This is a genomic window from Weeksella virosa DSM 16922 (assembly GCF_000189415.1).
Classification (GTDB): domain Bacteria; phylum Bacteroidota; class Bacteroidia; order Flavobacteriales; family Weeksellaceae; genus Weeksella; species Weeksella virosa.
In genome coordinates this window covers 949,375-967,774 of the sequence record NC_015144.1, presented here as the reverse complement: position 1 = coordinate 967,774, position 18,400 = coordinate 949,375, and the positions used below count along the sequence as shown (strand labels likewise).

18 protein-coding genes are annotated in these 18,400 nt (G+C 35.7%); 8 read left to right on the top strand and 10 right to left on the bottom strand.

Going from position 1 to position 18,400, the window contains the following annotated elements; all coding sequences use genetic code 11:
• Positions 1 to 190 precede the first annotated feature (190 nt).
• The gene (locus tag WEEVI_RS04710) at positions 191 to 1,174 is read left to right on the top strand and encodes an ATP-grasp domain-containing protein (RefSeq protein WP_041942277.1); all 984 of its coding nucleotides are present in this window, start codon (positions 191 to 193) and stop codon (positions 1,172 to 1,174) included.
• Entirely contained in the window at positions 1,171 to 3,174 is a 2,004-nt protein-coding gene (locus tag WEEVI_RS04705) for a flavohemoglobin expression-modulating QEGLA motif protein (RefSeq protein WP_013598017.1), read from the top strand. Before WEEVI_RS04710 ends, WEEVI_RS04705 begins: the two co-directional genes overlap by 4 nt.
• Positions 3,175 to 3,232: 58 nt before the next feature.
• Here WEEVI_RS04705 and WEEVI_RS04700 read toward each other — a convergent pair whose 3' ends face one another.
• From WEEVI_RS04700 to WEEVI_RS10920, 3 genes are read right to left on the bottom strand one after another with little or no spacing between them, the layout of a single operon-like run.
• On the bottom strand, positions 3,233 to 4,714 hold the full coding sequence (locus tag WEEVI_RS04700; protein WP_013598016.1) for a T9SS type A sorting domain-containing protein: 1,482 nt from the start codon (positions 4,712 to 4,714) through the stop codon (positions 3,233 to 3,235).
• A 26-nt stretch (positions 4,715 to 4,740) separates the two neighbouring features.
• Positions 4,741 to 5,256 (bottom strand): acyl-CoA thioesterase, encoded by a 516-nt coding sequence (locus WEEVI_RS04695; protein ID WP_013598015.1) that lies wholly within the window; start codon positions 5,254 to 5,256, stop codon positions 4,741 to 4,743.
• A gap of 59 nt (positions 5,257 to 5,315) precedes the next feature.
• Entirely contained in the window at positions 5,316 to 6,263 is a 948-nt protein-coding gene (locus tag WEEVI_RS10920; RefSeq protein WP_013598014.1) for an HU domain-containing protein, read from the bottom strand.
• A gap of 81 nt (positions 6,264 to 6,344) precedes the next feature.
• Between WEEVI_RS10920 and dprA the strand changes: the two genes are divergently transcribed.
• Genes dprA through recO form a run of 3 tightly spaced genes read left to right on the top strand, consistent with a single transcriptional unit; the run spans position 6,345 to position 10,523 of the window.
• A complete protein-coding gene (dprA, locus tag WEEVI_RS04685; RefSeq protein ID WP_013598013.1) occupies positions 6,345 to 7,439 on the top strand; it encodes a DNA-processing protein DprA in 1,095 nt (364 codons plus the stop codon).
• 51 nt (positions 7,440 to 7,490) lie between these two features.
• The gene (porZ, locus tag WEEVI_RS04680; protein WP_013598012.1) at positions 7,491 to 9,791 is read left to right on the top strand and encodes a type IX secretion system anionic LPS delivery protein PorZ; all 2,301 of its coding nucleotides are present in this window, start codon (positions 7,491 to 7,493) and stop codon (positions 9,789 to 9,791) included.
• Between the two features lie 18 nt (positions 9,792 to 9,809).
• Positions 9,810 to 10,523 carry a DNA repair protein RecO gene (recO, locus tag WEEVI_RS04675; RefSeq protein WP_013598011.1) on the top strand — a complete coding sequence of 238 codons (714 nt, stop codon included), beginning with the start codon at positions 9,810 to 9,812 and terminating at the stop codon, positions 10,521 to 10,523.
• Positions 10,524 to 10,525: 2 nt separating this feature from the next.
• On the opposite strand, the gene WEEVI_RS04670 is transcribed toward recO, so the two are convergent.
• The 5 genes from WEEVI_RS04670 to WEEVI_RS04650 all read right to left on the bottom strand — a co-directional run bounded on the left by WEEVI_RS04670 (position 10,526) and on the right by WEEVI_RS04650 (position 13,889).
• Complete coding sequence (locus tag WEEVI_RS04670) at positions 10,526 to 11,089, bottom strand: hypothetical protein (RefSeq protein ID WP_013598010.1); 564 nt, start codon at positions 11,087 to 11,089, stop codon at positions 10,526 to 10,528.
• Positions 11,090 to 11,100: 11 nt separating this feature from the next.
• Positions 11,101 to 11,898, bottom strand: coding sequence for an IS3 family transposase (locus tag WEEVI_RS04665; protein ID WP_081448697.1), 798 nt, complete (start codon positions 11,896 to 11,898; stop codon positions 11,101 to 11,103).
• Positions 11,899 to 11,918: 20 nt separating this feature from the next.
• Positions 11,919 to 12,185, bottom strand: a complete 267-nt coding sequence (locus WEEVI_RS04660; protein WP_041942030.1) for a transposase — start codon at positions 12,183 to 12,185, stop codon at positions 11,919 to 11,921.
• Positions 12,186 to 12,485: 300 nt separating this feature from the next.
• Positions 12,486 to 12,707 (bottom strand): hypothetical protein, encoded by a 222-nt coding sequence (locus WEEVI_RS04655; protein WP_013598009.1) that lies wholly within the window; start codon positions 12,705 to 12,707, stop codon positions 12,486 to 12,488.
• Between the two features lie 408 nt (positions 12,708 to 13,115).
• Positions 13,116 to 13,889: a TrmH family RNA methyltransferase gene (locus tag WEEVI_RS04650; RefSeq protein WP_013598007.1), complete on the bottom strand. Its 774-nt coding sequence runs from the start codon at positions 13,887 to 13,889 to the stop codon at positions 13,116 to 13,118.
• 239 nt (positions 13,890 to 14,128) lie between these two features.
• Here WEEVI_RS04650 and WEEVI_RS04645 point away from each other — a divergent pair, with 239 nt between their 5' ends.
• The 3 genes from WEEVI_RS04645 to WEEVI_RS04635 all read left to right on the top strand — a co-directional run bounded on the left by WEEVI_RS04645 (position 14,129) and on the right by WEEVI_RS04635 (position 16,608).
• Entirely contained in the window at positions 14,129 to 15,421 is a 1,293-nt protein-coding gene (locus WEEVI_RS04645; protein ID WP_013598006.1) for a peptidase U32 family protein, read from the top strand.
• A 19-nt stretch (positions 15,422 to 15,440) separates the two neighbouring features.
• The gene (locus WEEVI_RS04640) at positions 15,441 to 15,671 is read left to right on the top strand and encodes a ferredoxin (RefSeq protein WP_013598005.1); all 231 of its coding nucleotides are present in this window, start codon (positions 15,441 to 15,443) and stop codon (positions 15,669 to 15,671) included.
• A 346-nt stretch (positions 15,672 to 16,017) separates the two neighbouring features.
• Complete coding sequence (locus tag WEEVI_RS04635; protein ID WP_013598004.1) at positions 16,018 to 16,608, top strand: 5-formyltetrahydrofolate cyclo-ligase; 591 nt, start codon at positions 16,018 to 16,020, stop codon at positions 16,606 to 16,608.
• On the opposite strand, the gene WEEVI_RS04630 is transcribed toward WEEVI_RS04635, so the two are convergent.
• Both WEEVI_RS04630 and WEEVI_RS04625 read right to left on the bottom strand, forming a co-directional pair.
• Positions 16,521 to 17,150 carry a hypothetical protein gene (locus WEEVI_RS04630; RefSeq protein WP_013598003.1) on the bottom strand — a complete coding sequence of 210 codons (630 nt, stop codon included), beginning with the start codon at positions 17,148 to 17,150 and terminating at the stop codon, positions 16,521 to 16,523. The genes WEEVI_RS04635 and WEEVI_RS04630 overlap by 88 nt on opposite strands.
• On the bottom strand, positions 17,131 to 18,231 hold the full coding sequence (locus tag WEEVI_RS04625) for a hypothetical protein (RefSeq protein WP_013598002.1): 1,101 nt from the start codon (positions 18,229 to 18,231) through the stop codon (positions 17,131 to 17,133). The genes WEEVI_RS04630 and WEEVI_RS04625 overlap by 20 nt, the downstream gene beginning before the upstream one ends.
• Positions 18,232 to 18,400: the final 169 nt, after the last annotated feature.

Genomic DNA, 18,400 nt, shown 5'->3' with positions numbered 1-18,400 from the left:
TAGAAATAAGATTTTGTGTTAATTGTCGATATAAAAGCACACTCCGTTTCTTGTTTATAGATCTTGCATTATCTACTTGATGAGGATAGATTTAGGGATAGAATTTCTAATTTTTTTTCTTAATAAAAATAGATTTTTTTATCGAATTGTTTTCTATAAATTGCAAGCACTTAAAACTATTAATGGATATATGAAAATTTGCTTCGTGATGTATCCTTGGGATAAAATTGTTCCAGGAAAAGATACCACAATTCGACTGATAAAAGAGTGCATAGAGTGCGGTTATGAAGTGTCCTTGGTTACCAAATCGGGAGTGACTTTACAAAAAGGAAAAGTATTGGGGCAATGCCAAAAACTTATACCGCAAGTAGTAGGTGAAGATTGTGTTGCATTCTACGATCAGATGCAGTTTGAGTATTCTACACAAGAGCTCAAAACATTTGATATCATCTTCATGCGTGCCGATCCGCCTGTAGACAATATGTTGCTCAATATCTTAGAACTAATAGAAGACGAGGTTTTTTTTGTTAATCGAATTTCTGGTTTACGCAAAGCTAATAACAAAATCTATGCTGCATTTTTCGACGACGGAACAGATGAAATTGTGCCGCAAACCTTGATTACATCAGAAGTTCCCCTGATAAAAAAATTCATAGAAGAGAACGATTTTCAGAAATTTATCATCAAACCATTAGATGGAATGGGCGGTAAGGGTGTGATACTTCTAGAGCGCAGTCAACTGAACAATGTGTCGGCAATTGCAGATTTCTACATCAATGCAGAAGGCAAAAAGAAACCAATTATTGTTCAAAATTATATCGAAGGAGCAGAAAAAGGCGATATTCGTGCTATCGTGGTCAATGGTGAACCTATTGGTGCGATAAAAAGAATTCCGGCCGAAGGAGATCACCGCTCTAATATCAGTGCAGGAGGAGATTCCGTGAAACATGAGTTGACCGAAACCGAGCTAAAACTTTGCCGTAAACTCGGGAAACAATTAGTGAAAGATGGCTTGTATATTTGCGGTATTGATATTATCAATAATAAAATGGTCGAACTCAATGTAATGAGCCCGGGAGGCGTTTATCCGCACAATAAAGCCAATAACAATACCGAAATACAGAAACAAATCATCGGGATGATTGTTGATAAATATGAAGAGTTGAAGAGATGAAAAAATTAAGTGTCGATAAAATAATCGAAAAAATTCGGGCGGAAGAAGTTTTCGACGTCATGGCCGAAGATGATTCTTTTCGTTTGAAGATAGATGAATATATACCGTATGTCTGTGCGGCAATCCATAACGGACATTTGATGCGTCTCGAGTTACTTGAGAAAACATCGCTAAGTGATTACGAGCGTTGGTACGAAGAAGATCCCCATACAGCAGAGTTTATTGCCCAATTCCCGATTGTGATTCAAGGAAATGACTCGCGTTTCGAATATGATTTGAACCGCGATCCCAATACAGCAGTGTATGAAGAAGCTTGGGGTAAACAATGCTGGAAAGTTCCTTTAACCGAAGAAGAAAAACAAAGAAGCCTAGACAAGCATCATAATTTTTACCGCGTTGTTCATGCCTTGATCGAAAAGTTAGAAAAGAAATTCAATGCGTGTTTGGTGTACGATATTCATTCGTACAATTGGAAAAGATGGAATCGAAAAGTTCCGGTTTTTAACATTGGATCAGAATTGATAAACCATCAAAAATATGATGTTTATGTTGATTCTTGGGCCAGAGAGTTGAGTGAAATTCAATTGGGAGAAATCGAAAATGATACGGCTATAAATGATGTATTTTATGGTCGTGGCTATCTATTAAAATATCTTACAGAAAACTTCGACAACACGTTGGTCTTAGCCACCGAAGTTTCTAAAATATATTGCGACGAATTGACAGGAGAATCCTTTCCAGAAATTATATTCTTAATTAGAGAAGGCTTCAAAAATGCAATTGTAAACCATGCATTTTCTTTCGTTAAAAAAGAAACTACCTATAAAATTTCTAAACAATTCAATATTCTACATAATGAATTAGAATCGGATTTGATAAAAGTAGATAAAAAACTATTCAGTTTGGTGAATAATTTCGAGTTGCTTTCAGTAATCAATCCAATGAATTTAGAGTTCGAAAAAATGAAATTTTTTGCTTCTAAATATAATTATGAGCCTCAGTTCAAATACCATCCAATCAATCTGAATCCTTTAGAATTTAAACGAAAATTAACCTCGATTAATGTAGAGCGAATAGACGATAGTAGCATCCAAAAAATGTATATCGATACCATTAGTGCATATATGGATAAGGTAGATATGTTAGCCAACATCGGATCAGAAAAGTTTCTATACAATTCTTTACGCTATTTCGGTGAACCCAATCAGAAAGATATAGACAATGCGAATTTCATACTGTATTGTCCAGATTTCAGGCCCGATAAAGTAGACGATTATACAGAAAAAGAAGTGGTTCAGTTATTTCAGAATGCTACCAAAGAATATGGTTTCGATTTCACAATAGAAGTGTCCGATCACATTGCATCGAAAGCTTTAGTTATCAATAGCCAGAAAAAAGTAATCATCAAAAAAGGAGTCCGATTCAATAAACGCTTCACCAAAGGCTTGATCGAACATGAAATTGGTGTACACATGGTAACAACGATGAATGCAGCCGATCAACCACTGAAAATTTTCAGTATTGGATTGCCTGTCAATACATTAACTCAGGAAGGATTGGCTATTTTATCCGAGTATTATTCGGACAGTATGAATATCGATCGTTTGCGAGAGTTGGGTTTACGCGTTTTGGCTGTGAAATATATGACCTCTGGAAATACATTCTCAGAGACCTTTCAGTTAATGGTAGAAAAATATAAAATGGAGCCTCATAATGCCTATTATCTTACGGCACGTGTCTATCGCGGAGGAGGTTTTACCAAAGATGCTTTATATCTAAAAGGTCTTAAAACAATTTTAAGTTTTATGGACTCGGGTCGTCCTATCAATAATCTATTAATCGGGAAAACATCGGTAGAATATATCGATACGATTGATGAGTTGATTGCGCGAAACATGATAAATCCTCCGAAATATTATACCAAAATCTTCAAGCATCACGAAGAAAATCCTTCCATTAATCCATTGTTACAATATATTTTTAAAGGATTGAAAGATTAAACAAAAAAACGCTTTATCAAATAAAGCGTTTTTTTGTTTTATGCAGTAAACAATTACTTTACTTTTTGATTATTTTCTTACGGGTAATTTCTCCATTTTGGGTTGTGAATTGAACGATATAAACACCCTTGCTTAAGTGTTTCATATAAATTGCAGTTTTTTGGGGTGAAAGCTGCATTTGCTTTTCTCCATTTATCGAAAAGACTTCTACTTCTTGGATCAGGTGATTCGATTGCCAAAAAAGGAAATCCTCTACTGGGTTCGGATAAATAGAAACTATCGCTTGTTCTTGATCATTTACACTCATCGTACATGTAGGGTTGCTATAATCTACAAGCCCCAAAGATGGATTATCTACCCGATGAAAAATTACGTTTTCTATCGCCGACAAATCGGTTGTCGAAGGAGCTATCCAGCAATTTCCTTGTGCAATAACTTCGTTGGGAGAATTGTTGTACAAAGCAAAAGTTTCTCCGTTGTTTCCGTTTTCGTAGAAAAAATTATTTCCAGGAGTGGTAGCATCGCCCATAAAAATATTCGTAGCTTCACCGATAAGCGTAATGCCCCATAAATTATTCTCGATATGGTTATCGAGTATTCTGATTTTATCCCCCAAAACATTACCAGGTTGTGTGATAGAGATACCACTTCCGCCTTGCATAGGTAAGTTTTCTGAGTTGTTGTTGATGAGTTGATTATTCAGAATATCACCACCCGACTTTGGACCAACTAGTGTGATTCCGTATCGGTTATCTTTCACAATATTCCCATCGATAATTGCAAAGCTATCGAGCCCAACCAAACTTGCTACAGCAATTCCGCCAACTCTGGTATTGTCTCGGTTACCAATTATTGTGTTGTTTTTAATAATAATTTGTTGATTTTCTCCACTCGGACCCATATTTATTTGTGGACGGTTGGTATTTTTGGTATTGTTGTTTTCTAGATAATTATTCTCGAAAATCAAGCCGACTTTTGAGTTAGCAGCAGAGCCAACAGCAGGTGTTTCGTTATGAAGAAATTGACTGTTGATAACTTTCGGGGTACCGCGCGAGAAAGATATTGCTCCTCCTGTAGAAATACCTTTGTCGTGCATATAAGAAAATGAACAATTTTCGGCCAAAAAATGTCCGCTTAGTGCACGAATACCACCACCATAACTGAATGAAATGTTTTTGAATGTTGCGGTGGAAAATTCATCCAACCGTATACCTTGATAGGATTCTGTTTCAGGATTTTGTACTGTGAAATTTGCACGGTTGGGGGCAATGGCTTCTATTGTTCCTTCGATGTTGAGTAAAACTTCGTCTGAGATATACACCCAATAATCCTTATCGATCACCAACTTATCGTTGGCAGAAATCGTAATGTTTTTATGAATATAATAGGTGTTTGGGTTATCATTATCTACAGAAATTGTCGTATTATCCGCATTGGCAATGTCTTGTAGGTGCAAAACAACTCCAGAATTTGGTGAAGTATATTGTGCAAAAACAATAAAAGGAGATGCGAATAGAGCAAGTTGTAAAAGTATTTTCATTTTAATGCGTTTTTCCTTACAAAAGTTTATGAGAAAAGAGCTTTTAGCTCATGAGCCTCTTCTGGTTTCATTCTTCCGCCCAATACCAAACTCAATTGTTTCCTACGCAAAGCAGCTTCATAACGTTCGATTTCTTGTTCGGTTTCTGGAATTAATTCGGGTACACGTGTCGGTTTGTTGTTTTCGTCTACCGCAACGAAAGTGTAAATTCCGTTATTGGTTTTCTCATAACAAGAGTTTTTATAATCGTACAAATACACATCGACATAGACCTCCATAGAGGTAGAAAAAGCACGCGTGACTTTGGCTTCTAAACGAACCGTGCTCCCGAGCGGAATTGGTCTATCGAAAGAAACGTGGTTCACACTAGCGGTTACTACTTGGTAGCTGCCTGCATGTGTTCTTGCAGCGATAGAAGAAATCCTATCCATACGCGCGAGTAGTTCGCCTCCAAACATATTGTTGAGAGCGTTAATTTCACTTGGAAGAACCAAATTAGTCATGATTGCTAATGATTCTTTGGCTGTTTTAGATTTTAACATAAAAAAAGACCTTTGTTATAGGTTAACAAAGGTCTTAAATTTTTATGAGAAATGAAGGTTTAGTTTTTTCTAATCCATGCATCTTTATTCTGTTCATGAATCCAGTTAAGGTATGCTCTTGCTCCTTCTTCGGTTTCGAAAGTCATGTAGTTTACATAAAAGAAACTACCTTTTTTGTACACCATGCCAGCTTTGTCGAATCCTTTTTTATGCAGTTTCTCAATTGCTTCTTGTGCTTCATCTAGCCTTTTATAAGAGCCAGCGACTACTTGGTATTTCCCGGTTGTTTCTTTGGTTTTCACCACAACTGTTTCGTTGTTTTTTGTCGTATTACTTGCCACAAGGGTCGTTTCTTCTGCCATGATATTTGGCAAATGATGAATGCTTTTTTCGGTAGGATGAATTACTTTGTGGTTAACTTTTTCTTTACCGAACATTGGCAAAACAATTCCACTCCATTGTTCATCCACAAATGCTTTGACAGGCTGAGGCGTATTGAAGTATAAAAAACCTCCTATCAGAATAGGTAGAAAAGAAGCAGCAGCCAACAAACCAGCATAACGATTCGGTTTTTCTTTTTCTATTTCGGTTTGTAGAACATACGGAGCATGAACGGCAGGTAACCCAAAACTACTTAATAAGAAATTAGTGTCTTCGGGGGTGAAAACCAAATTACCTTCGACATTTTGTTGTAGTTTTCCCAAACGAATAAGCGAAAGTTCTTTACCTGCTTGCAAATGTTCTTGCCAAAAACGCACCTGATTCTGAATTGTTTCTAGAGCTTTTTCTTGCGACATGCTTTGTTTTCTCATCAAGGCGTTGATAAGTAACCCATCTTGCTTTTGTAGAGAAGCATTAAATGAAACTGTCTTACTTGGCGGGAGAAAGTTTTGGGCTTCCTTATCTTTCTTTGCCGAATAAGTCTGTGTAATAAAAGCCCCGAAATCAGGAACAATTACACAATTGTGTTCGTATAATAATTCATGTATAAGTTGTTCTATTTTCATATGATGATCATCTTAATGACGCATTTTTTAGTATAAAAAAATATTCACAAAAATAAGAAGATTTTCCTTATCTTTAAAATTATGATAAATGATTTGAAATACCAAATTGCGCTAAGTTTTTGTAAAGGCTTAGGACCCAAGTACACCAAGCAATTGCTGCACAGCTTTGGGCTTGCAAAAATGGTATGGCAAGAAAAGTTATCTACTCTACAAGAGAAAACCAAAATACCTCTAACTAATCTGATGGATATTGGGCGCGATGAAATCTTAACGATGGCCGAAAACGAGATACTTTTTTGCGAACAAAATCAAATCAAAATCCTTTCTTTTTTTGATGATGCTTATCCCTTTTATCTGAAACAATGTATCGATGCTCCCTTAATTCTGTATTATAAGGGTAATATAAACTTCAAAAGTGAGCTGAATATTTCTATCGTTGGATCAAGGAAAATGACTGCATATGGTGCCAAGTTTATACAAGAACTCGTCGCAGATTTACGCGATTATCCGATTTGTATTGTGAGTGGTTTGGCCTACGGCTGCGATATTCAGGCGCATCGTGCTGCACTGAGTTTGGGTCTACCGACGTGGGGTGTTTTGGCGCATCATCTGAACAAAGTATATCCAGCAAAACATAAAAAAGAAGCACAAGAAATGCTAGAAAATGGTGGGTTGATTAGCGAATATTCTTCTCAGCATGCATTGATTCCTGAATGTTTTTTGCAGAGAAATCGGATCATTGCTGGACTTTCTCCGACGACAATTATCGTAGAATCTAGCTATTCTGGCGGAGCATTGGTAACAGCAAAGTTTGCCAATGAATATAATCGAGATGTTTTTGCTTTGCCCGGACGAAATTCGGATAAAATGAGTCGAGGGAACAACCATTTGATCAAAACACATCAGGCGTATCTCATAGAAAATACACAAGATTTACTGTATCATTTGAATATCCAATCCAAAGATAATAAAACAAAGCAGGTCGAAATGTTTGTGGATTTAACCGAAAATGAACAAAAAATCGTTCAATTATTACAGAAAAATCAAAAACTACATATCGATCAGTTGGCCGATTTATCCAACCAATATACTTATCAATTATTACCAATACTGCTCGACTTAGAACTGAAACAGCTCGTGAAACCTTTACCTGGTAAATTTTTCGAACTTATTTAATAATTCTTTTCCAATTCTTTCGTTATCGAGAATAACAAGTACATTTGTTATATGATGATGAAAATTTTCAGTTTTTTACTATTAACTCCATTTTGTTTATCCGCTCAAACAATGCAAACGCGTTGGATAGATTTATTTTCATACAGAAAAGTTGTCGATATCAAACAAATAGATAATTTGTTGTATTGCGCTTCAGAGAACGGCATTTTTGTTGTCGATCCTGAAGATACATCGAAAGTAGAGAAGTTTAGCAAAGCCAATCTACTGAGTGATGTGGGGATATCGAGTATAGAATATGATCAAGTTTCTCATGTACTTTTGATTGGATATGAATCGGGTTCACTCGATATATTACGAGAAGGAAAGCCGAAGTTTATTCTCGATATTCCTTGGAATTCTTTTCAGGGTTCTAAGGCGGTAAAAGATATTTTTATTTACGACGATAAAGCAATGATAACCGGAGATTTCGGTATAGCTAGCTTTTCATTGAACCGCGAAGAGTTTATAGAAACTACATTCTTCAATAAGTTGAACATTAATGAGTTTGCTCGTAGCTCGGCGGTGTTGGGCGAAGATTTGTATGTAGCGACTTCCGAGGGGCTTTATCACTCAAAACTGGTTAATGGAGTAAATTATCCGAATGTGTTGGATGCACGTTGGAAAAAAATTGTAAGCGGACCAAATTTTCATAAAATGGTGGTGTACCAAAATGAGGTGTATGTGAGCGATGATAAATATCTAAAAAAAATAGAAGGAAATCAATTAACAGCAGCAATTGATACAATGAAAGGAACAATCCTCGATTTCGAAAGTAACCAAGATGTTTTATCGATTACGCATAAGGATGGAGTAGAATTTTATCAGGATGGAGCCTTTACAAGCACTTTTTCGCTAGAAAATGACACCTACTTGTCGGGTATTTTTCATAATGATAAATATTATGGGGGCTCTCATAAAAATGGTTTGATTGATTTTAGTTCTAATCAGAAGGTTCCTGAAGATGAAAAGATCGGAATTTATCCCGATGGACCCTACACCAATCGCTCTTGGTCTGTAACAGCACTCAATACCAAAGTATGGGTTTCGCCCGGCGGAATGGAATCCTACAATACGCCCTTGAAAAATCAAGAAGGGATGTCGTATTTTAATGGCGAAAACTGGATTCATTTTGATGCGAGTAAGGATTTGTATGGAGCCATGGATATTGTTCATGTGGCAGTAAACCCAGAAAATGATCAAAACTTCTTTATTTCTTCTTGGCACGATGTATCCAACGATTTTGTTACGCCATTAGGAGGTCTAGAAGTAGAAATTGTTGATAGTAAGAATAATATTGTAGATCTTACAAACAACTTCGAGTCACTCACTAGAATAGGTGGTGCTACCTACGATGAAGAAGAGAATTTGTATGTTACAAGCTCGTTTGTGGGTAAAAAAGACAATGAAATATATCTCTATAAAAGAGAAGGAAAAAAAGGTCCATGGAAAAAAGGTCGAATAGTAAATCAGGCAGAAACAGAAAAAATATCAGCTGGTAAACCAACGCTAGATGAAGACAATGTTTACATACCAGGTGCACGTTTAGGGGGGCTTATCATTGTGCCCAAGAAAGAACTCAAAAACAATGGTGATAATGAGCTGAAATGGACAAGATTGGGCATAAACGAAGGTTTGCCTTCTAGCAATGTTTTGGCGCTTGGCTTAGATAATTTTGGCACTTTATGGATTGGTACCGATCGAGGTTTACGAACGCTCATCAAGCATAACAATAATGAAGTCTATTCTGCAGAACCAATTGTCATTGAACAAAACGGTATTTATGAAGCTTTATTAACCGATGTCGGTATCAATACAATCAAAGTAGATCAGTCGAATAGAAAATGGGTTGGTACCCTTTCATCGGGTGCATTTTACTTTTCGGATACCGGTGAGGAAACCATTCTACAATTCAACAAAAAAAACTCAGCTCTTCCGTCGGATATTATTTACGATATAGATGTTGATCCTGCAACGGGATACGTTTATTTTGCTACCGAAAAAGGAGTTGTTGCGTATCGTGGAGATGTGGGTACAGCGAGTGGAAAATTCGAAAATTCGTATGCGTATCCCAACCCGGTTCGACCAGGATTTAGAGGGAGAGTTACGATCAAAGGTTTGCCAAATCGAGCTTCTGTAAAAATCACCGATGTTGCCGGGAATCTTATTTATCAGACAAAAGCATCGGGAGGTATCGCCGAATGGGATACCAAAAACATGAAAGGTAAAGAAGTGGCTTCGGGTGTATATTTAGTTTTGATGTCGAACCAAGACGGAACCGAAACGAAAACCCTCAAAATCGCTGTTATCAGATAATTGTAGATCTTTTCTCAGATGGATATCACGACACGTGGTTTTGTACTTTCGGCTGTGAAATATGGCGACACAAGACTTATTTTACGCATTTATACACAAGAATTTGGGTTGCGTTCTTTTATCGTAGGCAATGCTTTTGCCAAGAACAAATCAGCCGCTTTGTATTTTCCTTTGGCTTCGGTAGAAGTTTTTTTTAGACTAAAAAACAACTCTACTTTGGTGAATGCCAAACAATTATCTGCTGCCAATTATTTTCATACGATACACGTAAATCCTGTTAAATCTACAATGGTTATGTTTCTAGCAGAGGTGATGCAAATGGTTCTCAAAGAAGAAGAAAGCAATACTTTATTGTACCGATATTTAGAAGAAAATTTAATTCGGTTTGATGAACGAGAAAAAAATTACGCAGATTTTCATCTTTGGTTTCTAATGCAACTGACTAAGTTTCTTGGCTTTTTTCCGAATATTGAGGCAATGGAGCAAGATTATTTCGATTTAGAAAACGGTGTTTTCACTTCAGAATCTGTTCATGTAGAGCATCTTACTCAGACTCAGACTCAGCTCTGGAAAGCCTTGTTGCAATTGGATTTTAGAGAAAAACAATCGTCAGCCTTTAATCAATCACAAAGAAGAGAATTGCTTCATTTGTTGATGAAGTATTATCAAATTCATCTGCCCAATTTTTTCCAACCTAAATCTTTAGAGGTTTTGCACGAGATTTTTAGTTGAAGTTATTTAGCTGTTATAAATGCTTTGTCTATATTGATTAAATATAAATTGATAGAATCTTGTTTGTTAAACTTATTCAAATTCTGGGTAACAGTGTTTATAGCTTCGTTTGATTGTTTTTCTAACATCAAGCTCCAAAGAATAAGTACTTTATATTTTTTGTCGGAATTTAATTTTGGTATTTTTTTAGAATAATGATTCCATTCGATTTCAAAATTAGCAGGATTTATAGCAGATTGTGGAATAAAAGTGTCAAATCTATTGTTTGTATTCCAATCTAAAAACCCATTCAACTTTGCTTTTGCATAACAATTTGCATGAAAGGATGATAATTTATTTTCTTCAAAATATAAAATTTGTATTGGTTGAGTAAGGTCTTTCTTTCTCAGTTCATTCGTTTCGATCTTCGATAATTCATAGAAATCTATAGAATCAAGAATTAGATTGATGGTTGGATGTTCTATTTTTTGATAAAACTTTTCAACTTCCGATTCATCAAACACGTTAATTTCTCTAACGCCATACAAATCAGAAAGTGTAAGTTCCCCGTTTTTCCAACAGTTCAAAACTAAGCAAATTATGCACTTCTTTTCAATTTAAATTCTATCGGTGAACAATCTCCTAAACTTGAATGTGGGTGATTATGATTGTAATCCTCCATCCAATCTTGAGCGAGAGTTCTTGCCTGTTCGATATTTTCAAATAGGTAAGCATCCAGTACATCTTCCCGAAAGGTTTTGTTGAACCTTTCACAAAATCCGTTCTGCATGGGTTTTCCTTTCTGGATTCGGATATGCCGGATCGAGGAGTTGGAGCAAAAGCCCTCAAAAGCTTTTGCGATGAACTCCGTGCCGTTGTCCGTACGGATGTTGGTTGGTTTTCCATACCACTCAATGAGCCTTTGCACGAGTTTAACTACTTTCTCTGAAGGAAAACTATAGTCTATTTCGCACATTAATGCCTCCCGGTTGTAATCGTCTATCACGTTCAGTATCCGAATCTTTCTGCCGTTCTCCAACACATCACTCATAAAATCCATGCTCCAGGTAATATTGGATGCAATCGGCTGCAATAAGTATTCTTTGTCCGGATTGGGGATGCGACGTTTGATTTTTCTTCTGCGTTTGTTCAGTCCTAATTTACGGTAAATCCTCTCAATGCGTTTATGGTTCCACCCATAACCTTCCTTTCTGATGCGTTTAGTGTATTCCGGACAACCTCTTGACGGAAGTTTTTCGGCATAATAAAGCAATCGACGCTCTACTTCTGTATCGTCCTTGATGCTTTGATAATAATATCCCGAACGTTCCAATCCGATGATGCGACAGGCTCTGGCAGTACTGATTTGTTTGTCATCTTTTAATTCTTCTGCCAATTCTCTTTTCTGACAGAGCCCTAAAGCTTTTTTTCGATGACCTCTTTTAAAATACTATGATCCAAACTCAAATCGGCATACATCTTCTTCAAGCGGGCATTTTCTCGCTCCAATTCCTTGAATTGACGCAACATTTCTTGATCCATGCCACCATATTTGCGCTTCCACAAATAAAAGGTATTTGGACTGATGGATAATTCTCGGCATATATCGGATGCCTTTTTTCCAGCTTCATGCTCCTTGAGTACTTGACTGATTTGTGTTTCTGTAAATCTTGACTTTTTCATCTCTAATAACAGTTTAAATTTATAAATTTTTATAATATTTTAAACTGTTGGAGTTTTTGGGGGACTTACAAAAGCATTTTATTGCATGAGAAAATTGTCAGCGTAACTATTAAAAAAAGAGCTATTTTTTTCATATATAAAAGAAACGACAATTCTAAAAAGAATTGTCGTTTTTAAATTAAATTATTCTGTATCTACAATTATAGTATATTGATCATTAATTTCATCAAAAAATGCCTTATAATTTCCAGCTTTAATTGTTAAACTATCATTAACATATACATCTGAATAGATTGGTAATTAATTATCACTTGTCAATCCATTATCTATCGTTTCTGGTACTATAGCCAATTTGTCATCCACTTTGTAAATTGAAGCGTTGGAATCTAACATGGAAATTTCTGATTGTTCAACACCGATTGTTACACATTTTCCCAATGGAAATTCACAACCAGCATTTCCTCGTAATCCAGACCATCTAAATCTAATTCGAATTTTTTCTTGGACATCTTGTCTATTCAATAGTTCAGAGTTTTTTAAAACTAAATCAGAATAATCTAAAGTTTTAGTGTTTTTTAAAAAGAACTTTTCAGAATCACTTTTTTCATAATCTGAAAATCTTTTAAACTTAATTTTTTATTACTCTCAAGGTTTTCTAATTCAAACTCATCATTTGAGCAAGAGTTTAATAATAAAGATGTTGCAATAAACATCATAAATAATAAAAATGTTTTTCTTATGGTTTAATGATTTTTAATATACTCAAAAAAACTAATAACTTTTTTCGTTCCTGGTATTTTTTTTACTGAATGCAAGTAAAATATTACTAATTATGGTTTAAACAATGTTTGATAGGAGCTAACTTAAAAATAAAAGATGAAAAGGATAAAACAATAGCCTAATTGGATGAGAAGACAAATAATTATAGTACTACAGTCTTTGTCTCACCGCTTCATAAACACAAATCGCAGCTGCATTGCTCACATTGAGCGAATCGACCTTGCCCAGCATCGGGATTTTGATCAACACATCCGATTCATCAGCCCAAAAATCAGACAACCCAGTGGCTTCGGTTCCCAAAACAATCGCCGAAGAAGAGCTGAAATCCATCTCATACAAACTTTTGGTATTGTCTCGCAAAAAGGTAGAAACGATCTGTATGTTATTGTTTTTCAGGAAATTTAAAACTTCTTCTTTGCTGCCCGAAGCGATTTGGTTGGTAAACAAAGTTCCGACCGAAGAACGTATCACATTCGGATTGTAGAAATCAACCGTTTCGTCGCAAACAATCACTGCATCCACTTTTGCGCCATCGGCTGTACGTAAAATTGCACCTAAATTCCCGGGTTTTTCGACTGCTTCTAGAACCAAAATCAAGGCATTTTCTGGTAGTTCTACCCCCGATAAATTGTTTTCTTTTGTCGCATAAACGCCTACAATTCCGCCCGTTGTTTTTCTGTATGCAATTTTTTCAAAGACGGGTTTATTCACTTTGTAGATCTTTCCGTTTTCTAACGGAAGATTATCATCAAAAATATCCTCGCAAATATAAAATTCCAACGCTCGAAAACCACCTTCTATCGCCAAGCGATTTTCTTGTAATCCTTCTACTACAAAGGTATTCTGTTTTTTTCTTTCCCTGGATTTTTCTTGTAGTTTGAGAAGATTTTTTATTTTCGGATTTTGTAAACTTTCTATATGCATACTACAAAAATACAGTAAAATATCATCAAAAATAGCTTCTTCTGTTCGATTCTTGTTGGGTGAAAAACAAAGTCTAAATCTATAGTTTGATTGTAATTAGAAGGCAAATATTCATAAAGACAACATAGTCAAGTGAATGCAAAGAATGCTAAACCTTCGCAAAAGCATTAAACCTAAAAAATAGTAAGAAAAACTCCTGTGATTTTTTTGTACCTTTGCAACTTAAATAATATTAGAATATGACCAAAGATGGAAAAATGGAGTTGATGGCTCCTGCTGGTAATTTCGAGTCTTTACAAGCAGCCCTTGATAATGGTGCAGATTCTGTATATTTTGGTGTAGACCAATTGAATATGCGTGCACGTGCCTCGATTAATTTCACAATAGATGATTTACCCGAAATTGTGAAACGTTGCGAATCATTTGGTGTACGTTCTTACCTTACCCTCAATACGATTATCTACGATCACGATTTGTCATTGATCAAGGTATTGCTAGACAAAGCCAAAGAAGCCAATATTACGGCGGTAATTGCTATGGATCAATCGGTGATTGCCTACGCACGTCAGATTGGGATGGAAGTGCATATTTCTACACAAATTAATGTAACCAATATAGAAACAGTAAAGTTCTATGCAATGTTTGCCGATACAATGGTATTGTCGCGAGAATTGAGCTTGAAACAAGTGAAAAAAATTACCGAACAAATAGAAAAAGAACAGGTCAAAGGCCCAAACGGAAATTTAGTAGAAATAGAAATTTTCGGTCATGGTGCTTTATGTATGGCTGTTTCTGGAAAATGCTATTTGAGCTTACATTCGCATAACTCTTCTGCAAATAGAGGTGCTTGCAAACAAAACTGTCGTAAGAAATATACGGTAATCGATCAGGAATCTGGATTCGAAATCGAGTTGGATAACGAGTACATGATGTCGCCGAAAGATTTATGCACGATAGAATTCTTAGATGAGGTAGTCGACGCAGGAGTAAAAGTCCTGAAAATTGAAGGTCGCGGCCGTGCGCCAGAATACGTAGCAACCGTTATTCGTTGTTACCGAGAAGCAATCGATTCGATAGCCGATGGGACATATTCTCAAGAAAAAGTAGACTATTGGATGGGCTTATTACAAACTGTTTACAATCGTGGTTTTTGGTCAGGATATTATTTGGGACAAAAATTAGGAGAATGGTCTGCAACACCAGGTTCTATGGCTACTCAGAAGAAAGTATATATCGGCAAAGGAAAACACTTTTTCCCGAAAGCCAATATCGGTGAATTTGCAATCGAAGCATACGACCTAAAAGTCGGAGATCTAATCTTGGTAACAGGCCCAACAACCGGTGCCAAAGAAATGATTGTAGAATCGATGTATGTAGATGATCAGCCGAATGAAATTGCAAGCAAAGGAGCGAGCATTACCATTCCATTGAATTTCCGAATCAGACCGTCTGATAAGCTATATAAATTGGTCAAGGTAGAAGAGCCAGGAACCCAACAGAATAATGTAGAAGAAGGTGCTTACTCGCACTAAAACAATAAAATATAAAAATATGGTGATTATTACCCTTCAGCGCAACAAGTGCATTGGTTGTAATTATTGTTATGAGTTAGCCCCAGAACGCTTTCGGATGTCGAAAAAAGACGGAAAATCTGTTTTATTGAAGTCAGTAGAAAAGAAAGGTTTTTTTACACTGAAAGATCCAGATCATACTATTTTCGATAGCTGTGAACGTGCAGCCAAAGCTTGCCCAGTGAATATTATTTCAGTCAAAGAAATATAAAAAATAAAATAAAAATTATTAGAAACCATTCTATTTAGGATGGTTTTTTTTGTTTTGTTATTCACTTATTTTTGGATAGAACTTTATAAATTATCTTGCTGATAATCCCAACAAAAAACAGCTTTTTGTAGAAAACAAATTTTAGAACAAAAGAAAAAAGTAACTTTGACCATAAAGATTTCTTTTGAATAGCTGTTGTTCTGTGCACTTTTCTTTACTTTGTATAGTACAAATGATTTAGATACTTTGTAAATTGGATACACTATTGCGAGAAGAAAAGTCAGGAGAACTCTATATCAAAATGTTTTTGAATTATTATATTATTGAATAATTTTTGGGGTAGAATATGAAATTGACGAAAAAAGAAGCAAGAGATTATTTCAGAACCAAGCGTAAACAAATGTCAGCAACTGAAGTTGAAGAATTGAGTGAGCAGATTTTTCATCAATTGCAGCGTATAGACTTTTCTGATGTCGATGTTTTTCATATTTTCTTACCGATAAAAAGCAACAATGAAATCAATACTTGGCCCATTATCGAATGGCTTTTTTCTTTAGGGAAACGAGTGGTCGTACCGATTGTAGAAGGAAATGAAATGATAAGTGCCGAGGTGCAATCATCTTTTCCGATACGGATTGGGAAATTTTCTATTCCCGAACCCGAAGTATTCTCGGTGATTGATTCAACACAAATCGAGGTAATTTTTCTGCCAATGTTTGTGGCAGATTTGCAAGGTAATCGAGTTGGGTATGGTGGCGGTTTTTATGATCGTTTTCTACAATCAACCGCTGAAAATGTGCAGAAAATTGGGTTGAGTTTTTTTTCGCCTGTAGAGCAAATAACCGATATTCATCGAGGTGATGTACCTCTAGATGCGATGGTGTCGTCTACAGAAATACTGTCTTTCGGTGGAAAATCATTCAACGTTTTGAAGTAGAATTTGAATTCTTTCACAAATTTTTGTGGATCTTTTTTCAAAACCAAAATACTAATTCTCTCATTCGATTCTATTAATTTTTTATCGGCAGCAAAATAATTTACGGTATAATGAATACGTTTCAAAGTGTCAGAATAAATCGAATCTAGAGGATTAGAATGTAAACTATTTATCGAAGTAAATTTAACGTTCTTGCTCCGTAAATCATCCAAAACATGCATAATTTCTACCGTATCTTTTGGTGAGAAATATGATTTCAATTGACTCCATAACATATGCGATAAAACAGAGTCTTGCGTATTCACGGCTAAGGTAGATAGCTCGTAAAATTCGCGTAATTTTTGTTTACTGATAAAGTCTATTGCCTGGGTAGAGTCCATTTTCGTACCCAAAGAAGTGTGGTCGTTTTTGTACGATTTTATCTCATCTGGATTATAATCTCCATGATAAGTAGAACCCTTTTTACAAGTCACTAACCAAAAAAAACTAAAGAAAAACAGCCCAAACAAGAGCCAGTTTTTTTTACGGTAATTCTGTTTCATCTTGTTGAATTTTGAATTTTAGTTTAACAATTTTTCCTTGTTTGTTTCGTTCAGATTCAATCAAGGTATAGTTTTTTAGGGTAGAGGTGGGTAGGGTCATTAGGTTGATATACTGCTGTTTAGAAAGTATTTCTACGCCAAAAACATCATTGTCATAAACCTGATAAATCAACGCATTATCGTCGATCATCTGGTTAAGTTTTTTGATTCTTTCTTTCAGATTCTTTGCCGAGTGAGAATAGTAATGCAGCATAACTTTATAGTCATCTGGGTTGAGGACAATTCGTTCTGTTTCTCGGTAATTATTTAGGTTAATACGCAAAGTGTCTACCTTGTGGTAGGGTGAACTAACCGCCATTTTTAGAGTGTCTCTTGGGCTCTCAAACATTACACAACCCGACGTTGTATTCAATACCAGTGGAGTAAATCCTTCTCGGAAAATTGTAACTTCTATTGGCGTTTTTATCGGTGCAACACGGTCAGAATCGATGAAACAAAATTCATAAGTCTTGTCAGTAAAAAAAGCTTTATACATGCCAAAAATTACGCTACCCAGTAAAAGGACCAAACCTGCCCCAATGGCAATCCATTTTTTTTGTTTTTTCTTCTCTTCTTTTTGTTCGTTAACCTTTTCTGTATCGGGGACCAAAATTACTTCTTTCTTTGGCTTATTCTCTATCAATGGCAGACCAATATTTTCTTTTTTTTCGGTCGGAGAAATTTTCTGAGGAAGAGTATCAGCGAGTATGATTTCTGCTTTGGGTTTTTCGGGTTTATTAAAAAACTCAACTTCCTTTTTGTGTACAAATTGTGCCCAATTTCGGTAACCGCAATATTGTGCCAAAAGATTGAGCATGTCGATTCGTGGAAGTTTTTTGAATTCGGTTTTGAAGTACGTATAAAACCATTTTTCACTTACCGACGACTTGGTCTTCTGCAACAAATCTTCCTGAAAGTTGCTAATGTCCAAGCCTCGCCAATCACTAATATTGGGTGATTGAGCAGAATTCTCTTGCAAAAATTTTCTTGCAATCGAATCTTTTAGTAAATCAAATATTTCTTTATCGGTGAATTTGCTCAATGTGATTAGGCTTTTTCAATGTTACAAAAATAAGAAATTATTTATCATCCTTTTCATCTCCTCTCAACACCATAAAATCTTTTTTGGTAGGATGAACTACACTGCATTTATAATAAAATAATAAATAAAACAAAACGTAGAATCTTGTTTAGACAAAGATTTATTGCAC

Coding starts and splice junctions, on each gene's coding strand:
- WEEVI_RS04700 (WP_013598016.1), bottom strand. CDS start 4,714: ATGAAAATACTTTTACAACTTGCTCTATTCGCATCTCCTTTTATTGTT.
- WEEVI_RS04695 (WP_013598015.1), bottom strand. CDS start 5,256: ATGTTAAAATCTAAAACAGCCAAAGAATCATTAGCAATCATGACTAAT.
- WEEVI_RS04660 (WP_041942030.1), bottom strand. CDS start 12,185: ATGAAAAAGTCAAGATTTACAGAAACACAAATCAGTCAAGTACTCAAG.
- WEEVI_RS04640 (WP_013598005.1), top strand. CDS start 15,441: ATGGTGATTATTACCCTTCAGCGCAACAAGTGCATTGGTTGTAATTAT.
- WEEVI_RS04710 (WP_041942277.1), top strand. CDS start 191: ATGAAAATTTGCTTCGTGATGTATCCTTGGGATAAAATTGTTCCAGGA.
- recO (WP_013598011.1), top strand. CDS start 9,810: ATGGATATCACGACACGTGGTTTTGTACTTTCGGCTGTGAAATATGGC.
- porZ (WP_013598012.1), top strand. CDS start 7,491: ATGATGATGAAAATTTTCAGTTTTTTACTATTAACTCCATTTTGTTTA.
- WEEVI_RS04650 (WP_013598007.1), bottom strand. CDS start 13,889: ATGCATATAGAAAGTTTACAAAATCCGAAAATAAAAAATCTTCTCAAA.
- dprA (WP_013598013.1), top strand. CDS start 6,345: ATGATAAATGATTTGAAATACCAAATTGCGCTAAGTTTTTGTAAAGGC.
- WEEVI_RS04705 (WP_013598017.1), top strand. CDS start 1,171: ATGAAAAAATTAAGTGTCGATAAAATAATCGAAAAAATTCGGGCGGAA.
- WEEVI_RS04630 (WP_013598003.1), bottom strand. CDS start 17,150: ATGAAACAGAATTACCGTAAAAAAAACTGGCTCTTGTTTGGGCTGTTT.
- WEEVI_RS04645 (WP_013598006.1), top strand. CDS start 14,129: ATGACCAAAGATGGAAAAATGGAGTTGATGGCTCCTGCTGGTAATTTC.
- WEEVI_RS10920 (WP_013598014.1), bottom strand. CDS start 6,263: ATGAAAATAGAACAACTTATACATGAATTATTATACGAACACAATTGT.
- WEEVI_RS04635 (WP_013598004.1), top strand. CDS start 16,018: ATGAAATTGACGAAAAAAGAAGCAAGAGATTATTTCAGAACCAAGCGT.